This is a genomic window from Bacteroides caecimuris (assembly GCF_001688725.2).
Taxonomy (GTDB): Bacteria; Bacteroidota; Bacteroidia; order Bacteroidales; family Bacteroidaceae; genus Bacteroides; species Bacteroides caecimuris.
The window spans coordinates 4,020,687-4,037,671 of the sequence record NZ_CP015401.2 but is presented as its reverse complement, the minus strand read 5'-3'; the positions used below and the strand labels follow the sequence as shown (position 1 = coordinate 4,037,671).

Here is a 16,985-nt window from a genome sequence, read left to right as displayed (position 1 = left end):
TTTTTACGGTCAAATATGTGTTTGATAAACGCATATTTAGTATATTTGCAATATGATTCACCAAGTAAACAAATAAGCTATGGGTATGTATATTCTTATCGGATTAACGCTGTTTTTTTTAGCCTTGTTGCTCATGTCTGAGTATATAGGTAGGAACTTTTGGAGGTTTGCCCCAAAAGAGCATTTGAAGCAAGGGGAAAAGATACACGTTTATATCAATGGCAAATACGATAGGCACGCAACCATTACGAGCGTGTCCGATGATTCGGTTAGTATCTATGGTGCGGTGGCATTGCCCGTTGATTACCGGGGTTCTTTCTATGCCATTGGCAAAGATTCCGTAGGTGCAAAGCTGGTATATGTGAAGTACCGCAGGCGTTACCGCTTTGTGAAGCTCTGTGAACTTTTTAGAAAGGGCTTCTGTGTAGAAGATGATGAGGAACAATTAATGCCGGATTCCCATTCTTCGGAGAATGACGAAACCAAAGACGAAACGGAGGTTGAGAATGAAATGTAGTGAGATTACATACAAGAAAGTTTCGGAGCTGGTTTTGTTGCCTGAAAATCCACGTACCATTACGAAGAATGACTTTGAAAGGCTGGTGGATTCCATAAAGATAAACGGCTTTTGGAAACACCGACCTTTGGCGGTTATGGAGCGTGACGGTAAACTGGTGGTATTGGCAGGAAACCAACGCTTGAAGGCTGCAAGAAAGCTGAAACTTGCCGATGTGCCCGTTATTCTTTATTCGGAACTGACCCCGGATGAGGAAAAGGATATTATTCTGAGGGATAATATCAACAATGGCGATTGGGCTTACAATGCCTTACAAATGGATGAGTTTTGGAAAGATGTAGATTTCGGCTTTATTGGGCTTGATTTTCCATCCGATGATGAGAAGCCCGGAAAGGGTAAGAAGAAAGCGGCTAAAGAGGCAGAGGAAACGGAAGCCGACCAAAGCGCAGAGGAAGAAATGGACGATGAGGAACAAAGCGAGGAAGAAGCCGAAAAGGAATCTTTCTACCGTTCCATGTTTAAGGACGTTCTTTATGAAAGCGATAACGTCTTTGAAATTCCCAATCTCTTATTGGATATGCAAGCTGGAAAGGTAGAATTGCCTTTATCTCCGTGGGGTGCTAACAGCCGTTTGCGTAAAGATGTGGCGACATATCATTTCTATGTGGACGATTATCGCTTTGAGGCTCTTTTCAAAGACCCGATAAATTTACTCACAAGCGGATGCAAGGCGGTGGTAGAGCCGAATTGTAGTTGCCACGACCAAACGCCTGTAGCGTGGGGCATTCAGCTTATCTACAAGAAACGTTGGCTTTCTCGTTACTTCCAAGAATGCGGAATCAAGGTTTATGCTGACTTGAATGTTTCTCACAAGTTTATTGAGTACAACAAAATGGGTATTCCCAAAGGATATAATGCTTTCTTTACCCGTGGGCTGGACGGTTGGATGGAAAGCCTTAAATCTGATTTGCAAGTAGCCCAAGAAATAAGCGGGCTTGAAAAACCAAACCTTATCGTTTATGGTGGGGGTACGGAAATTCAGAAGTTCTGCCGTGAACATGGGCTGTTGTACGTCACAGATTTTATTAACGCAAAAAAGAAGTAAAGTATTATGGGACGAAATTCAAGTGGAACACGTGGAGGACTGCAACCGGGTGATGCAACATATAAAGGCTCTGTTGGTAAGCCTGAGCCTTTGGTAAACATGAAAGACCCGGCTCTGTATAAGGCAACCAAAGAAGCTATTTCACGCTATCATTCCGTACTTGGTGTAAGGCAAAAGAATGTAAAGTTGGCAGAACTATCGGCTGGCACTTATGGCGTACACGTTACGGCTAATGGGAAGTCGGAGGGTGTTTACCTTAATAAAAAGCATTTCATGCAAACGAAAAAAGCTGTGGAAGCTTCACACAAGAGAGGCTATGCGAGTGGGTGGAGTACGAAAACCAACAAAGCGGTAGCCCATACCGTAACACATGAGTTGGCACACGCTACATGGAATGCAAATATGACAGGGGCAAACCAAAAAGCGGCTGGAAAGGAAGTGAATAAATTATTTAAGTCTTGGAAGAAAGACAATAAGAAATCCGGGTATGGAAAGTATGCGGAAACCAATGTGTCGGAGTTCTGGGCTGAAACCGTTACTAAAGCGATACATGGTAAAAGTGATAAATATACCAAGAAAGTAAAGGAAATCTGCAAGAAATACAAACTATAGAGGTATTTTTGCTTAAATTAATTCAATGCAACATGGAGAAGATAGAATTAACCGCTGATGAGATTAAGGTAATCAAGCAGCAATTAAATGGTGAAATCGAGGTTTGGAATGCTGATGATTATCAGCAAAAGCATCTCACTTCGGTAATTGACAAGGCGAACGCCCTTTTGGAGGAATTGGATGCCTACGATGAAATGATAGACGAAAAGGGCGGTGATACCATCCTTTGGTTTTGGGATAAGTACAAGGCACAAGAGAGTATCATAGAATAATTAACCGGGTAAAGGGAATCGGACGGTATCACGCTATCCGATTTTCTTTACTTCATAAATGTGTTTGCAGAACACATAAACCAACGATAAATCAACGGATGGCACTTTTTGAGAAAGGAAATAAAATAGGGAATAGATTTTCATCTGATAACCAACCCCAAAATTCGGGTAGGAAGCCGTCCGTGTATAAATACATCAAAGATATTACGGGCAAAAAGGTAGCTCCGGAAATGAGCAAAGAGGACTACTATAAGGTTATCCGTTTCTTGATGGAAAGTACGCCCGAAACTTTGGAGGGGTTGGTTAAGAACAAAGACGGAACGCCCAACAAGAAAACGCCCGTGTGGGTGCTAAATGTGGTGTCTGCCATTAACGCAGATATTCGCTATGGTAGGACTTATACGGTAGATAGTCTGTTTGATAGGGTTTTCGGTAAACCCACCCAACAGATAGAGAGCGAAGTAAACGCACAAGTAACCAACAACAGCATGGATTTGTCGGCTCTTACTACGGATGAGTTGCTACAATACAATTCCTTGCTGGAAAAAATAAAGGCAGGCAATGGCACGAAGTAAGGTTACAGACGTGCCGATGGCACTTGCAGTGAAGATTGAGCTTTTCAAGCGTGGTTGTTTCGACTTCATCACCGTAAAGGATGGTTTGAAGCATGAGAAGCAAGAACACGCTTTGAAGATACTTACCGACAATGAACACGTTGAACTTTTGTACGGAGGTGCTGCCGGGGGTGCAAAATCATGGACGGGTGCGGTGTGGCTTCTGTTTATGTGCCTCTGTTATCCCGGTTCAAAGTGGTTTATCGGACGTGCCGAGTTAAAGCGTATCACACAATCTACACTTATCACATTTTACAAGGTTTGCAATCAATATGGGGTTGATGATACCTTGTACAAGTATAACGGGCAATACAATTATATCGAATTTTTCAACGGTTCACGCATTGACTTGCTGGACTTGCAATATAAGCCGGGCGACCCTCTGTATGAGCGTTACGGCTCAATCGAATATACAGGCGGCTGGATTGAAGAGGGTGGCGAGGTGAATTTTGGAGCTTATGATACATTGAAAACACGTATCGGGCGACACCTTAACAATGAACTGGGGTTGAGGCGAAAGTTATTCATTACGTGCAACCCTAAAAAGAATTGGATGTATGATACATTCTACAAGCCGGATAAGAAAGGGGAATTGCCCGAATATATGTACTACCTTGCTTGCCTTGTACAAGAAAATCCATTCATAGACCCCGATTATATAGAGGGCTTGAAAACCACAAAGGATAAAGTAAAGCGTGAACGTCTTTTGAAAGGTAATTGGGAATATGACGATAACCCCAACGCCCTTTGTTCACATGATGCAATCTGTGAGATATTCGGGAATAAGATTTCAATCAAGACAGGTACAAACTATATTACAGGCGATATTGCACGCTTCGGAGCTGACTATGCCCGTCTTGCCGTTTGGGACGGTTGGCATATCATAGAGCTACAATGTTTTCCCGTGTCTAAGACTACCGACATTCAGACGTGGATAATCAACAAGCAAAAGAAGTATAGAATACCCAACCATAAATGTATCGTTGATGAGGACGGTGTAGGCGGTGGAGTGGTGGATAATTGCGACATTCAGGGATTCGTGAACAACTCTACCCCTTTCAATGGTGAAAACTACCAAAACCTACAGACTCAATGCGGCTACAAGCTGGCAGACCACATAAACGCTACGGAAGTGGGGATAGATGAGGATTTGATAAGCACTGCCGATAAGGAAGAAATCATAAGGGAACTGGAACAACTGCAAACATGGAAAGCTGATTCGGACGGGAAACTAAAATTGAAACCCAAAGAAGAAATCAAGATGGATATTGGTTGTTCCCCGGACTGGAGGGATATGTTTCTGATGCGAGCATGGTTTGACTATAACGAGTATGATATACCCGATGATATAGAACGCAGATTAGGTATAACCGCTTAAAAACAATAAAGCAAAATGGGATTATTAAACATTATTTCTAACGAGGTAAAGGCGGCTATTGGCTACCAACAAAACTTTGCCGACCTTTTGACGGCTAAGGATGTGACCCGTGCTCTTTCCATGATGAAAGCCCATGCGGAAGAAGCCGCCAATAATTTACGTGAGTATAAGATTGACACTCACAAAGTGATGGAGCGTAAGGATAGAGCCGTTTACGATAAGAAAGGCAACTTTCTACGTTGGAGTAAACGGTGGAAAATCCCTATTCCTTACCCTCAATTCATCAATGAAATTTCTTTGGTGTTTCTCTATGGCAGACCCGTAAAATGGCAACAGCTTTCAACGGGTACGGATTATGCTTTTCAGAACTACAAAGATTGGCTGAATGAAATACATTTCAATGCCAAAGTTAGAGAGGCTAAACGTTTGGCTGGTGCGGAGGGCATTTCTGCCATTCTTTACCATGTGTACCGGGATAGTGATAATAAACCATCCCTTTTGCTGAATGTGTTGAGCCGGGAAAACAACGATGATATTTATACCATTCGTGACCAATACAAACGGATTACCGCTTTTGCATGGGGTTACTATCTGACAGAGGCAGGCAACAATACCGTTTACCATGTGGATATATACACTAAAGAGACTGTATATCGTGCCAAACGTGGCAAAATGGGTTGGGAGGTTGAGATAAAGGATAATCCAATAGGGAAAATTCCCGTGCTGATATTTGAGCAAACGCCCGAACATAAGGAGGTGCAACCCATGATTGAACGCTCTGAAATAATGGAAAGCACCGATGCAGATACTAATGACCGCTTTTCTAACCCGGCAATGGTGGCTACTTCTGAAATCCTCAATAGCTTGCCAAAGTCGGAAGAAGAAGCCAAACTGTTTATTCTCAAAAATGGCGGTGATGTACGCTACCTTACATGGAATGAGGCGAGCGAAAGCAAAAAGAATGAGTTTGAAAGATTGGATAAACACATTCTTTCAAAGTCTTTCACGCCCAACATTGATTTTGACAATATGAAATCATTAGGCAACCTTTCGGCAAAGGCTATACGCAAAGTGATGTTGCTTGCCGTTATTAAGGCTGAACGCCACAAGGAAAAGCACGATGATTATATGAAACGCCACGCTAACCTTATGATAGCTATTTTAGGTAATGTGCTTGACTATCGGCATAAGGCTGAATATGATGCCTTGCTGTTAAGGCATGAGTTCCAAGAGCCTTTCGGGGAAGATGTGAGCGAATTGCTTGCCGACTTATCTAAGCAATACAATGATGGGGCATTGAGCCGTGAAACCTATGTAGAATTGTCCTACCTTGTAAAAGATGCGAAACAAGAAATAGAGCGGCTAAAACAAGAAGAAGCGGAACGGATGGAGCAACAAATGGAGTTAAACAAAATGGACGTTTTCGGAGGGGCTGAATAATGGAAATAAAGACAAAATACAATGTTGGCGATAAGGTTTGGATTATGCGCAATAATAAGCCGGAGAAAATCCAAATTAGCAATATTGAAGTGGAGGTAATAGGTGATGTACCTGTAGGTACTTGTTCCCTTTCGGGGGAGTATTATACCAAAATTATATATGTAGAGGTGCAAAGAAGTGAGTATAGAAGTTTTGGTGATAAAGACCCAATTTGTAAGCATAATGAATGTAATTGCTTCAATACTAAAAAAGATTTGTTATACAGTTTCTTAGATGATAGCGACTATGGCAAAGAAAAAACAAGCATCAACGCAGAACTACCATTGTAGGGACTGCAAACACGCTTTCGACTTCCACGAATTGAACTGGAAAGGCGAACCGTTCTTATGCAAATGCCCTTTCCATAAATACAGCAAGTTTTTAGATAAGGACTATTGCACCAACTTCAAACTAAAGTAGTGGCATGGCAAAGAAGAAGTACATAGACTATAAGAAGATGCAAGCGGAGCTTTTCAATAGAACGGAGGGTTACGCTGCCAATGTCCGTATCATCTACCAACAAGCATTTGAGCGAATAATTAACTTGGTAAAGGGTACGGAGTTGGAGGATGGGAAGCCTTTCTCTTTTGCCGACTATGGGTATAGTGAGGAAGTTACGCCCATTCTTAGGGATATGTACAGCCGTGTTTACCAAGTTATCCGGGGCGGTGTAGAAAAGGAATGGCTTGCATCTAACGAGAATAACGATGCTTTGGTTAAAAGTGTGTTCGGTGAACAATCAATAAAAGATAATCACTTTGCACGTTTCTTCAAGCGCAACAAAGAGGCTATGGATGCTTTCTTTGCCCGTAAGAGTGGTGACGGTGGTTTGAATCTCTCTCAAAAGGTTTGGCGATATACGGGTATGTTCCGTGATGAGCTGGAAAATACTTTAGATTTGGCGATTGGTGAGGGTGTTCCGGCTAATCGTTTGGCGGCTCAGATAAAGAAGTATCTACAAGACCCCGATAAGTTTTACAGGCGTTTCCGTATCAAGGTAGGGGAAGATGAGAACGGGCAACCTATCTATGGTAGAAAGTGGAAACGCAGGGTTTGGGACAAAGAAGCCAACTCCTACAAATGGGTGGATGATAACCCGAAACATTTTCATCCCGGGCGTGGCGTGTACCGTTCATCCGCACGTAACGCCCAAAGGCTTGCACGGACTGAAACCAACATTGCGTATCGTACAGCCGATTTTGAGCGTTGGGCGCAACTCGACTTTGTGGTAGGCATTGAAATCAAGCTATCCAACAATCATCCCGTATCTGACATTTGCGATGATTTGAAAGGTGTGTACCCTAAAACATTCCGTTGGAAAGGGTGGCACCCGAATTGCCGTTGCTATCAAGTGCCCGTACTGGCAAAGCAAGAAGAATTGGACGAAATGCTGGATAAGATTTTGGACGGGGATAATCCGGCAACGGTGGAATGTGAGGAAAAGGTAAAAGAGCTGCCATCCCAATTTACCGGGTGGATGCAAGATAATGAGCAACGCATCAAGGATGCAACGGAGAAAGGGACTTTGCCCTACTTCCTACGGGACAATGAAAAGGTTATCTATCCACCGACAGCAAAAGAGATAGCAAAAGCCCGGCACGAAGCCCGGACGGAAGCGGAAGCAAATGCCATCCGGCAACGGTGGAATGTGAGGAAAGCGACCTATCACTATGGTAATAATATGCTCCGTGTTATGGGTGGTATTTCAGACGTTGATACTACGGCTTTAGCTGAGGCTCTAAAACACCCTGATTTGTCCGCTATCATGTTGGAAGCCCATAAACTGAAAGCCATAGGTAAGGAGATTTATTCACTGGGTTACATAGATAGCCCTATGGAGGTGGCTAAAAAGTTCTCTTTAGCCGATGCAAAAGCCGTAAACAAGGCGGTTGCTGATAAGCTGGCACAATGGGATAGCCTTTCTTTGGAACAACAATTAAAGAAACTGAATTTTGAAGTATACGACTTTTTAGGTGGTAACTATCATAATGTACAACAGAAGTACCCAACGTGGCAGGTGTCACAACAAGCCTATATTAAACAGCTTGGCATTGTTCAAGATAAGATAGATTGGAATGCCATTAAGGATAGCTATGCCGACCTATCTAAGTTCTCTACCAAGTCCAAGCCTTACCAATCGCTCATTGCACAGCTTGAAAATGCAATCAATGGCAATGATAAAGCAATGGCACAACAAACCATTGCGGAACTTAATGCAAGGAAAGAAAGCATTGAAAAAGCCGCTGCCAAGCGTAAATCAAAAGTAAAGGAGGTTAAGTTTAAGGATTCCGATTTTACGCAGGAAAGAAAGGATGAGGCGAAATGGTTTATTCATAGTTCAGATGCAAACGATTATTTCTTTGATAATGCCGTGGATATGTGGAAACTTGCAAGCACCAATGAAAAGGCGGCTATGTATCAATATACGGCTGGTAGTAGTTACATAACAGAGCCTTTGCGTGCTATCAAGGGATATTATCACTACTATGGTAGTAGATTGTCCGAAGCTGAAAAGCATATTGCCGATATGACCCAATATATAGCCCGAAGCACACTTAAAGATGATGTTTGGGTAAAGCGTGACGAAATCAGTGCTTTTGTAAACTATCGGTTTGGGCTGTCTGATTTGGATGCTTATATATCTGACCCGTCTAAGCTTGTTGGCAAGGTTGGTACGGATGATTCCTTTATGTCGTGTGGTAATTGCCGGAATACGAACTTTGGAAGTAAGCCCGTTTGTCTGAATATCTATTGTCCGAAAGGTACACAAATGACCTACGCAGAGCCTTTTTCTGCATTTGGTTCAAGCCATGACAATGGGGACTATTGTCCGGGTAAGAAGTGGAACGGAACTTCTAAGCCTACAACAACGGGGGAAAATGAAATTATCCTACAGCGTGGCACTAAATTCAGAATCACTAAAGCCGAATACACAAATGGCAAATGGTATATAGATATGGAAGTTTTGGAACAAAGCCCGAAAGTGATAAAGGAAATGGTTTCTACTCCAATGGGATTCTATTGCAAGTATTGACAACAAAAGAAAGGCGCATCAATTACGGTGCGCCTTTACTTTAATCTTTTATGTATGTAGTCCGATACAGCTTTCTAAAATCCTCTATATCCACCCTTTCAGCATATTTGCAGTACCTATTGAAAAGCACCGCTTTCAATGTGATGGGCACACCATCGTACAATTCAAAACTGGATAATCCGGCATCAGTGTATTCCTTTAGAATTGGGGTAATGAGTTCACATCCAGCATCGGTGGCAGGTATAGTTTGCTCAGTCCACCATTTTTCACAAAGCCAAAACATTTGCTTATCGCCATCTTTGAACGGGCATACCGTTTCGCCTTTGTAGAAGCGGCAAAATGATTGTAAATCGTTTTTATACATATTGTTTTCTATTTAAGTTTCCGAAAAAATCACCAACTACATTGAGCATATCAGTAGGCAACAAGTCAAATGCCTTGTCTGAAATTTCTTTGGGGACACCCCAAAGGGCTTCTGCCATTGAGCCGACTATTGCCCCTATCGTGTCGCTATCTCCACCCCATGAAATAGCCCGTCTGATTGCATCCTCAAAAGAGGTGCTTACACGAATAATTTTCAAACAAAGCGGCACAGTGCCTTGACACGTTTCATCAAATACTCCGGCATAATAATCGTTTACCATGAATTGCGGATAGTACGATTGCATTATATTCTCAAATGCTTTCTGATTGTGGGTTGTCCTCAGATAATAAATAGCGTGTGCGACTGCTACAGCTCCTTTAATTCCCTCCGGGTGATTATGGGTTACTATAGCCGTTTTCTCTGCCTCCATCAAAACCTTATCCAAGTTGTCATAAGCCCATGCAACCGGGGAAACACGCATTGCAGAGCCATTGCCGAAGCTGTTATATGGTTGTGGGGTGTCTGAGGCTATCCAGCGGGCAAAGCTGCCGCCGTATGCCCCTTTCGGATTGGGGTATGCTCTACACCATTGGAGAAACTTATCTTTGTAATTTGCGCCCGTATTGATTGCATCCGCTACCGCTATAGTACAAATGGTATCGTCTGTAAACGTGCTATCCTTTGTGAATAATTCAAAGTTGTAGTTATCTGTATTGTTAAACTCAAAGCGTGAGCCTACAATATCGCCTATAATTGCTCCTAACATATTACTTGAAATTTTGATTAAAAAAACGCTCTGCTTTAATTCTATGATATTTAGCTTCACGGTACTTATGTTTGTAGTACCATCGTGTAACAAATGAAGATTCTGCCAGTTTAATGAGCATTGCAGATTCTCTTAAAAAAAGAGCCGATACAATATGCTTTTCTGTAGATTCTATTGTAGATGCACAAGCCTTTTGAAAATCTTCTAAAGATTCGTTTATACCCTCAAATGCTTTCAAAAGGGATTTTGTCATTTCTTTCGTAATACATTCATCCATTGTTAGCCTCCTTTCTTATGCCTCTATTTGATTGTTTTGTATGGAGTGTGCCATATCGTATAATGGCTTTTCTACCCTTGTGTTCGTCATTCCTTAGAACATTCCAAAGGGTTTCTTTCGAGCATCCTACTACTTCGGTGGGCAACAGCTCATATATAGCGGTAATGCTGCCAAAATAGTAGTGACGTTTGCCCTTGTATGGCTCTTTCAATTCTACATGAATGACCTTTCTTTGCTGTTTCATTGCTATATGTGTTCTATAAACGCAAAATTACCATATTATATTTAATAAAACAAATGTTTACCAAGTTTATTGTACTTAGTATGGTTAATGCTTTCTTATTCGATTTGTTCTGATGGTAGTAAATCGTAAATATTGGCATATTTGACAATCGTAGCATGACCAAAATACACTCCAATATGGTGTGTCCCTTGATATTTTCCATTTCTCCACGGGGCTATTTCAATTATAAGCTCTCCTTTCACCTTTATTATTGTTAGATACTTTCCGTCTTTTGGTTTCTTATCCGCATTGTGCCATACCGAATTTATGCGCCATTCCGCACCATGATAAAACCCTTTATGTAAAGCATCTCTATCAATATCGCTTATCTCGTATTCTTTATTAGCAAATTCATCTGCTTCCTTTTTAATCAGTTCTTTATTCATTGTGTTTATCCTTTTATTCGTCCTAAAAAAGACAATTTTAATATATCACATTCCAAACCTATAACGGCGAACTCCAACATAGCGTTATCATCCGCAAGGTCGTTTATTTTCAAAAGTGGATAATCTTCTCCAGTACTGGTTACATATCCCTCTTGTGAAATATCATCCGTTATACGCTCATCATCGCATTTGCCAAAATAAGAATCAAGGCTGCTTATGATGTGTTCTTTCAAATAAGCCTCACTATACACAGAGGCTATTTTAGCTTGCTTCCTAAGTGCGTACCTCATTGCTTTATACTTTAGTCGAACACTCCTACAAAATCATCGGGTGTTATATACCCTCTTGATTCCATGATTTCGATGATTGTTTCTTTATCCATTTCTTTACATTGCCACACAAGTAAAATATCATCCCCTGCCGCCATTGATATTTTAGGCTCGTTCCCTCTAAATCCTGAAAAAGCAAGATGTTTATCAATAGCTTGTAGTGCTATAATTGATTCACGGTGTTTATCTTCCGCTTTCTTGAAAGCATTTCTTAATGTAGTGTTCATCGTTTACCTCCTTTTCTTATCTTCTCATAACATTCATCACAATAAGTGTGAATCTTGCCATTATAGATTTTAACTTTTATACCGTTTCTCCGTAATTCGGTAGGCGTTGGCTGAAACATTGCATATTGAATAAGTTTACAACCGCATATATCACAAGATACCTCGTACCATTTTTCAATCATTGTTCGTTATCCTCATATATTTTACGCTCATTAGTTAAAGCACTGTTGTAATTATCAATACTATACAGACGTTCTTTAATCAGTCTGAAAAAGTAGTCGCATTTCTCCGATATGTTCCACCGAAAAAATGGGAAAGTTGCCCATACTGGGTCTTCCGGGGCATTTTCATAAGTGAATAAAGCCCATTTATCAGCTTTGATAAGCTGCCATATTGCACGTAACTTTCTCATATCTCATCCTCTTCTATTTCAAGTAAAACATTAATTTCTGTTTTATCTGTAAAACCATCGTTTGGATATACGATTTCTTTTTCAACGTAAGTTATTCCATGAACACGCCTAAAAGTCGCATTATCTTCATCCCAATTTGATTCTTTTCTATCTGTTAGCATCCAAACATTGGCTGCTTTAGGCATTTTTTTAAGTTTTTGTATAAGTTCTCCAACTGTTAGTGTTTTCATTCCAATTATAAATTTGATAGCCATTGTTCGTAAACTCGTGTAGACACTTGCGCCATCATAACAGGCGGTACACTCATACCGCAAATGTAGTGCGGTGAAAAACCGCAAAAATCATAGTCTTGCGGGAAAGTAGAAGCGTTGCACACCTCAGATTTTGATAAATACACAGGCTTATTAAAAGGAATCGTGCTGTCTGCATGAGCCGTAAGCGTGTTGCAAATTTTATCCTCATACAAATAACATTGATTGAAAAATCCTCTTTTGCCTGTCAGCTTCCGATAAGCATTTGACATATCAATATCCCCATGTGTTCTATTATCAAACATTTCTTTCATGCGCTTGCCGTATGGCTTGCCCATGTAATCCGCAAATTCTCCGTAGCAAATCCCCGGCTCGTTGAAGTCCATGCTAATATGTGGCTCAACATTGAAGAGGTCAGACACTTTCAAGAAATTCACGCCCAAATCATGCCTAATACATACAAAGAACACCCGATTTCGCATTTGTGGTACTCCCATTTTAGAAGCATCAAGTAAGAAGTGTTGGCAATAATACCCAGCATCTTCAAAGTCCTTGTAAATGCGTCTTGCATAATCTATGGCATTACCCATAAGCAAGCCTTTCACATTTTCCGCTATCACAACCTTTGGTTGAAGTGCTTTTGCCAAAGCAATGAAGTCGAAGAAAAGTGTATCAAGAACTTGTGCCGTTTGCCCCTCTCTGAACACCTTTTCTTTGCCCCAATCCTTTTCACGGTTGCCAGATAAGGAGAAAGTGGAACATGGGGGTGAACCGTCCAAAATATCCAAGTTATAAAGTTCGGGCGGTAGCTCTCTCTCAATTCTCTTATATCCCCTAAAAAATTGAACTGTGGTGCATGGTTGGTTACATACACCTGATTCACTTTAGGGTCTATTTCATTGCAACCTATCACATCAAACCCTGCCAACTTGTAGCCCATAGTTGAACCGCCACCACACGCAAAACAAGAAAACACTTTGCCTTTGTCTTTAGTGAAATTGGCTTCTGCCAGCTTCCAGTTATAAGGGAATTTATGAATTTCCATTATTGCACCTCCTCATCTTTACACATAACGACATCGCCACAAATATAATCCCAACCAAAAATAGCATTGTGTTTATGCGCTATTTCCGTGGCTGTTTCGTTGGAATCTAAAACGTCTTTCCCATTATCATTGATTACGAGAATATCCCCATTGTGTAGGTTTATAATATCAATGTAACCATCTACGAACTTTTGCAGTTCATCCAGTTGGAAGTCCAGCCCGTTTTGAGGTTGGATTTCCAATTTACTTCCGTCTGTCTTTATAAGTGTTGCCATCTTATTTTGCCTCCTTTCGTTTTAGTTGAAGTTTTACCTTTTCGGTATCAAACTCATAGTTCATACACTCAGTAAAGTTTCCCATTATAAGCATTAGAGGGAAGAGCATACCATGCTTACATCTTCTTCCAAATTCGTCTGATGCTGCCTTGCATGAATCACATCTATAAATGTCTTGTGCTGTTACTATTGCCATTGTGAGCCTCCTTTCTTGCCTTGTGAACGCCTTTAGTATAATTGCGTTCAACACGTCTAACGTCATTGTATTTTGCTTGCGCTGTAGATTCTATCATGTGGGGCTTTTCGTTTCCCACCCAATGAGCATCCGGGTGTTCCTGCTGTATTGCTGCTAAAATTGCATCTTTCAATATTCCCATATACTAAAATTTTATTGGTTGATACACACGCTTATTGGAACGAGTAATTTATAAGTCGTCCCGTTGGGAAAGCCATCTTTAATGGCTTCTTTTATTTCTTTTGCGGATGGTACGCTGTTGCGCACTCCAAACTCAATCTTTCCCAAACGTCTGCCGTTATGGTCGAAAATGATGTAAGTGTATTCATTCATAATTCTGAAATTTACTTGGTTACTACTGTTACAAATTGGCACTTTGCCCAAAGCGTAAAATCATTGCTGCTTATGTACTTCTGATTTTGGGCTTCAATGGCTTTAGCTTGTTTTTCGCTAATCTCTTTGCCTTGCAAATAATATCTTTTCATTCGGTGTTGCATTGTGGTAGCCCAAAGACTACCGGGTTAAACTTAGAACATCATTGTTATTTCAGCCCATTTTTGATAGCCAAAAGAAACGGCTTGCTCAATAGCCTCATTGAGTTCTTCGACTTCAAATAACACTTTCTTAGTCGTGTAATCTAAGCCGTAATAGCTTACTTCTTTATTGTGGGCATTAATACCCTTTTTATGTATCTCTAAAAGTTTCATAATCTTATTTGTATTGTGTAGGGGATTGCTACCCTACTGGTTATTACTTTCTTAAAATTTCGTCTAATAGTTCTTTGTCTAATTCCCAAAGGTTGTATCCTTTTGCTAATTTTCTTCTGAGGTATTCACGCTCGCCAATCATGGTTATTGCTTTTTCTCTTAAATCTAATGCACTCCACTTTTCGGCTTGTTCTATAAGAAAGTTTTCAAGACATTTGCGTTCTTCGTAAAGTTCACGGACTAACACCGTTTTTTGCTCTATTTCTTTCAGAGCTGCCGGGTTTTTCATCCACAACTTGCAAAACGCATCTTTATCAAGGTCTGTATTCATGTAGCAAGTTTCAACCTCTGTATAGTTGTCCGCTGTTAGCTTCAACCCGGTTCTTTCTTCAAATTCTTTTTGTGTCATGGCAATATGTATTATAGTATTGATATTTCTTTTTGAGCTAATTTGCTGTCTGTGAGGCACAGCACTTCATATTTCATTTTTTTGTAGTTGTAAACTACCTCTAATGTGTTTTGCCCTCTGCCGTCTGCCCTTTCGTCATAAATGGTTTTGATATGCTGGTACATGATATTGCCCATCATAAAGTTTATGCTTCCCGAAGTGTGGAAGTGAAAAGCTACCGCATACTCTAATGTTTTCTTTTCATCAATACGCTTAATTGCCATAATCTGAAATTTGTTAGGTGTTACATATTCTTTATTCGTAATCAATTCAATTACGTTGCAAATATAGGCTATATATTTAATATAACAAAGTGTTTGGATATATTTTTGGATATATTTTCAAAATACCTATGTGATAGTTGGTTTTGATAGTCTTTTAGTGGTGATTTCCTTTATTTAAGATGAGTGGGAATGCTCGAATGGATATATTTACTGCAAAACAGGATATATTTTGTGCTTTTCTGAGGATATATTTTTGCTGAGTGAAAATTATTATTCCTGTTGTGTTAATCAAACACATATTTGTTATATTGAATATAGCAAATGAAAAATCGCTTTTACGTCTTGTTTTTAAGCGTAAGATGCTAATAGGCAAGTAATTTACCGAGTAAAATATGTGTGTTTATGGAACGCATATATGATTTTATTTCATATCTTTGCTCTGTAGAAGTTCAACTTACTAAATAACAAAAGCAACAATGAATAAGAAACTCTTTGAGAAAGTCAAAGGCTTGTGTAAAGACACTGGTCTTTCGGAGAAGTACCTTAAAGCGATAACCGAAAAAATGGGTGGCAGCATTGAGGATGATTCTACCGATGATGAGGCAATAGAAAGTACGGCAAATCTGATTGCGGAAGTGGCTAAGGAAAGTCAAGGTGAAGCAACCCGATGGGCAAACAAAAAGAAACCAACCCAAACCGAGGATGAGGAAGAGGAAGAAAGAAAGCGTAAGGAAGAAGAATCTAAACGTAAGGGCAAGGTGGCTTTGGACGAAGCGACTGAAAAGAGGTTAAAGGAAATGGAGGAAAAGATTGCTAACTACGAAGCCAAAGAAAGCAAGGAAGCCCGTGCAAAGGAAGTAGTTAAGGCTATGGAAAAGCACAAAATCCCGGCTTATCTCCGTGACCGTTTGGCAAAATCAATCTCCGATGATGAAGATATTGAGGATGCCGTTTCCGCTTACAAACAGGAGCTTATTACAAATGGGCTTGATGATGAACACTCAGGGGGTTCTAAGGCGGCAAGTGAAAAGCAAATTGATGAAGCTGCTGATAGCTTGCTGGAATCAATAACCGTAAAATAAAAGATGAAATGAAAAGAAAGACTGCTTCATTTACCGGGATGCGACCCATTTTCACGGGTTCGCCCTCTATCGTGCAAGGCGGCTTCAATCTGGACGTGGAAAACCAACATTTCGCTGTTGGCGATACCGTGCCTGCCGGAACGCTTGCTATCAAGGATGAGGTGAAAAGGACGGTGCAAGTCATCAAGACTGCAAAAGTGGTGGAAGTGGATGCGGAAAACACCAAGAAAGTAAGCCTGTACGTAGATGAGTTCTACGAGCCTTGCTTTGCCGTTGGTGATTTGGTGCTGAAAGACGGCACAGCCGCTACAGCCATTGCCGATGTTCCCACAATCGAAAAGATTGAGCGAAACGGAAACAATTACATTGTCACTCTCTCCAAAGCCATTGCCGGGCTTGTAAAGGATGATGTATTGGTAGAGGTTGTTTCGGACGGACAAGCTGCCGCAAAATCAAAGGAGCGTGGCACTTCCAACTCCGTACTGATTGCCGATGTGGAAGTAGGCGAGTTTGAAACCTCTGTAGATGTTTCTGCCGACACCATGCAATACGCGATGTACGAAAGACGTGTGCCGCCTATCCCTGCCGGGCAAAAGGACACTACGGGCGATTACTTGAAAGGGAATCCCCACGTGAAATTAACGAAATCACACTAACTAAAAT

Annotated in this window: 27 protein-coding genes and 1 pseudogene; 11 read left to right on the top strand and 17 right to left on the bottom strand. The window is 40.8% G+C overall.

Features of this window, described 5'->3' with window-relative positions:
• Positions 1-79 precede the first annotated feature (79 nt).
• The 9 genes from A4V03_RS17640 to A4V03_RS17600 all read left to right on the top strand — a co-directional run bounded on the left by A4V03_RS17640 (position 80) and on the right by A4V03_RS17600 (position 9,011).
• Positions 80-517, top strand: a complete 438-nt coding sequence (locus tag A4V03_RS17640) for a hypothetical protein (protein ID WP_065539758.1) — start codon at positions 80-82, stop codon at positions 515-517.
• Positions 507-1,622, top strand: a complete 1,116-nt coding sequence (locus tag A4V03_RS17635; protein WP_032530958.1) for a DUF4417 domain-containing protein — start codon at positions 507-509, stop codon at positions 1,620-1,622. Before A4V03_RS17640 ends, A4V03_RS17635 begins: the two co-directional genes overlap by 11 nt.
• 6 nt (positions 1,623-1,628) lie before the next feature.
• Positions 1,629-2,234, top strand: coding sequence for a hypothetical protein (locus A4V03_RS17630; RefSeq protein ID WP_005655448.1), 606 nt, complete (start codon positions 1,629-1,631; stop codon positions 2,232-2,234).
• A 32-nt stretch (positions 2,235-2,266) separates the two neighbouring features.
• On the top strand, positions 2,267-2,506 hold the full coding sequence (locus A4V03_RS17625) for a hypothetical protein (RefSeq protein WP_005655447.1): 240 nt from the start codon (positions 2,267-2,269) through the stop codon (positions 2,504-2,506).
• Positions 2,507-2,604: 98 nt separating this feature from the next.
• Positions 2,605-3,081 carry a hypothetical protein gene (locus A4V03_RS17620; RefSeq protein WP_008642501.1) on the top strand — a complete coding sequence of 159 codons (477 nt, stop codon included), beginning with the start codon at positions 2,605-2,607 and terminating at the stop codon, positions 3,079-3,081.
• Positions 3,068-4,498: a phage terminase large subunit gene (locus A4V03_RS17615; RefSeq protein ID WP_008642503.1), complete on the top strand. Its 1,431-nt coding sequence runs from the start codon at positions 3,068-3,070 to the stop codon at positions 4,496-4,498. The genes A4V03_RS17620 and A4V03_RS17615 overlap by 14 nt, the downstream gene beginning before the upstream one ends.
• Before the next feature lie 15 nt (positions 4,499-4,513).
• Complete coding sequence (locus A4V03_RS17610; protein WP_005655441.1) at positions 4,514-5,938, top strand: phage portal protein; 1,425 nt, start codon at positions 4,514-4,516, stop codon at positions 5,936-5,938.
• Entirely contained in the window at positions 5,938-6,267 is a 330-nt protein-coding gene (locus tag A4V03_RS17605; RefSeq protein WP_024986368.1) for a hypothetical protein, read from the top strand. The genes A4V03_RS17610 and A4V03_RS17605 overlap by 1 nt, the downstream gene beginning before the upstream one ends.
• Positions 6,268-6,401: 134 nt before the next feature.
• Positions 6,402-9,011, top strand: a complete 2,610-nt coding sequence (locus A4V03_RS17600; protein ID WP_065539757.1) for an ADP-ribosyltransferase — start codon at positions 6,402-6,404, stop codon at positions 9,009-9,011.
• A 40-nt stretch (positions 9,012-9,051) separates the two neighbouring features.
• Here the strand turns inward: A4V03_RS17600 and A4V03_RS17595 are convergent, their stop codons facing one another.
• The 17 genes and pseudogenes from A4V03_RS17595 to A4V03_RS17505 all read right to left on the bottom strand — a co-directional run bounded on the left by A4V03_RS17595 (position 9,052) and on the right by A4V03_RS17505 (position 15,240).
• Entirely contained in the window at positions 9,052-9,375 is a 324-nt protein-coding gene (locus tag A4V03_RS17595) for a hypothetical protein (RefSeq protein WP_024986367.1), read from the bottom strand.
• Positions 9,368-10,141, bottom strand: a complete 774-nt coding sequence (locus A4V03_RS17590) for an ADP-ribosylglycohydrolase family protein (RefSeq protein WP_024986366.1) — start codon at positions 10,139-10,141, stop codon at positions 9,368-9,370. The genes A4V03_RS17595 and A4V03_RS17590 overlap by 8 nt, the downstream gene beginning before the upstream one ends.
• A 1-nt stretch (position 10,142) precedes the next feature.
• Positions 10,143-10,418, bottom strand: coding sequence for a hypothetical protein (locus A4V03_RS17585; RefSeq protein ID WP_024986365.1), 276 nt, complete (start codon positions 10,416-10,418; stop codon positions 10,143-10,145).
• Positions 10,411-10,662, bottom strand: coding sequence for a hypothetical protein (locus tag A4V03_RS17580; protein WP_024986364.1), 252 nt, complete (start codon positions 10,660-10,662; stop codon positions 10,411-10,413). The genes A4V03_RS17585 and A4V03_RS17580 overlap by 8 nt, the downstream gene beginning before the upstream one ends.
• Positions 10,663-10,757: 95 nt before the next feature.
• Positions 10,758-11,087 carry a hypothetical protein gene (locus A4V03_RS17575; protein WP_024986363.1) on the bottom strand — a complete coding sequence of 110 codons (330 nt, stop codon included), beginning with the start codon at positions 11,085-11,087 and terminating at the stop codon, positions 10,758-10,760.
• A gap of 5 nt (positions 11,088-11,092) precedes the next feature.
• Entirely contained in the window at positions 11,093-11,377 is a 285-nt protein-coding gene (locus A4V03_RS17570; RefSeq protein ID WP_024986362.1) for a hypothetical protein, read from the bottom strand.
• Between the two features lie 11 nt (positions 11,378-11,388).
• Complete coding sequence (locus tag A4V03_RS17565; protein WP_024986361.1) at positions 11,389-11,643, bottom strand: hypothetical protein; 255 nt, start codon at positions 11,641-11,643, stop codon at positions 11,389-11,391.
• Between the two features lie 178 nt (positions 11,644-11,821).
• On the bottom strand, positions 11,822-12,055 hold the full coding sequence (locus tag A4V03_RS17555) for a hypothetical protein (RefSeq protein WP_024986359.1): 234 nt from the start codon (positions 12,053-12,055) through the stop codon (positions 11,822-11,824).
• Complete coding sequence (locus tag A4V03_RS17550; protein ID WP_128824230.1) at positions 12,052-12,285, bottom strand: hypothetical protein; 234 nt, start codon at positions 12,283-12,285, stop codon at positions 12,052-12,054. The genes A4V03_RS17555 and A4V03_RS17550 overlap by 4 nt, the downstream gene beginning before the upstream one ends.
• Before the next feature lie 5 nt (positions 12,286-12,290).
• Positions 12,291-13,351: pseudogene (locus A4V03_RS17545) on the bottom strand (DNA cytosine methyltransferase).
• Positions 13,351-13,626, bottom strand: a complete 276-nt coding sequence (locus tag A4V03_RS17535; protein ID WP_024986357.1) for a DUF3846 domain-containing protein — start codon at positions 13,624-13,626, stop codon at positions 13,351-13,353. The pseudogene A4V03_RS17545 and the gene A4V03_RS17535 overlap by 1 nt, the downstream one beginning before the upstream one ends.
• Positions 13,627-13,790: 164 nt before the next feature.
• A complete protein-coding gene (locus tag A4V03_RS17525; protein WP_008642513.1) occupies positions 13,791-14,003 on the bottom strand; it encodes a hypothetical protein in 213 nt (70 codons plus the stop codon).
• An 11-nt stretch (positions 14,004-14,014) separates the two neighbouring features.
• Positions 14,015-14,194, bottom strand: a complete 180-nt coding sequence (locus A4V03_RS17520) for a hypothetical protein (protein WP_024986356.1) — start codon at positions 14,192-14,194, stop codon at positions 14,015-14,017.
• 11 nt (positions 14,195-14,205) lie between these two features.
• Positions 14,206-14,346, bottom strand: coding sequence for a hypothetical protein (locus tag A4V03_RS21080; RefSeq protein ID WP_162223847.1), 141 nt, complete (start codon positions 14,344-14,346; stop codon positions 14,206-14,208).
• A gap of 42 nt (positions 14,347-14,388) precedes the next feature.
• Complete coding sequence (locus A4V03_RS17515) at positions 14,389-14,568, bottom strand: hypothetical protein (RefSeq protein ID WP_024986355.1); 180 nt, start codon at positions 14,566-14,568, stop codon at positions 14,389-14,391.
• 43 nt (positions 14,569-14,611) lie between these two features.
• Positions 14,612-14,977, bottom strand: coding sequence for a hypothetical protein (locus A4V03_RS17510; protein WP_065539755.1), 366 nt, complete (start codon positions 14,975-14,977; stop codon positions 14,612-14,614).
• Positions 14,978-14,988: 11 nt separating this feature from the next.
• A complete protein-coding gene (locus A4V03_RS17505) occupies positions 14,989-15,240 on the bottom strand; it encodes a hypothetical protein (RefSeq protein WP_065540489.1) in 252 nt (83 codons plus the stop codon).
• Positions 15,241-15,716: 476 nt separating this feature from the next.
• On the opposite strand from A4V03_RS17505, the gene A4V03_RS17500 reads away from it, so the two are divergent.
• Positions 15,717-16,322, top strand: a complete 606-nt coding sequence (locus A4V03_RS17500) for a hypothetical protein (protein ID WP_005655418.1) — start codon at positions 15,717-15,719, stop codon at positions 16,320-16,322.
• Positions 16,323-16,330: 8 nt separating this feature from the next.
• A complete protein-coding gene (locus A4V03_RS17495) occupies positions 16,331-16,978 on the top strand; it encodes a hypothetical protein (protein ID WP_065539754.1) in 648 nt (215 codons plus the stop codon).
• Positions 16,979-16,985: the final 7 nt, after the last annotated feature.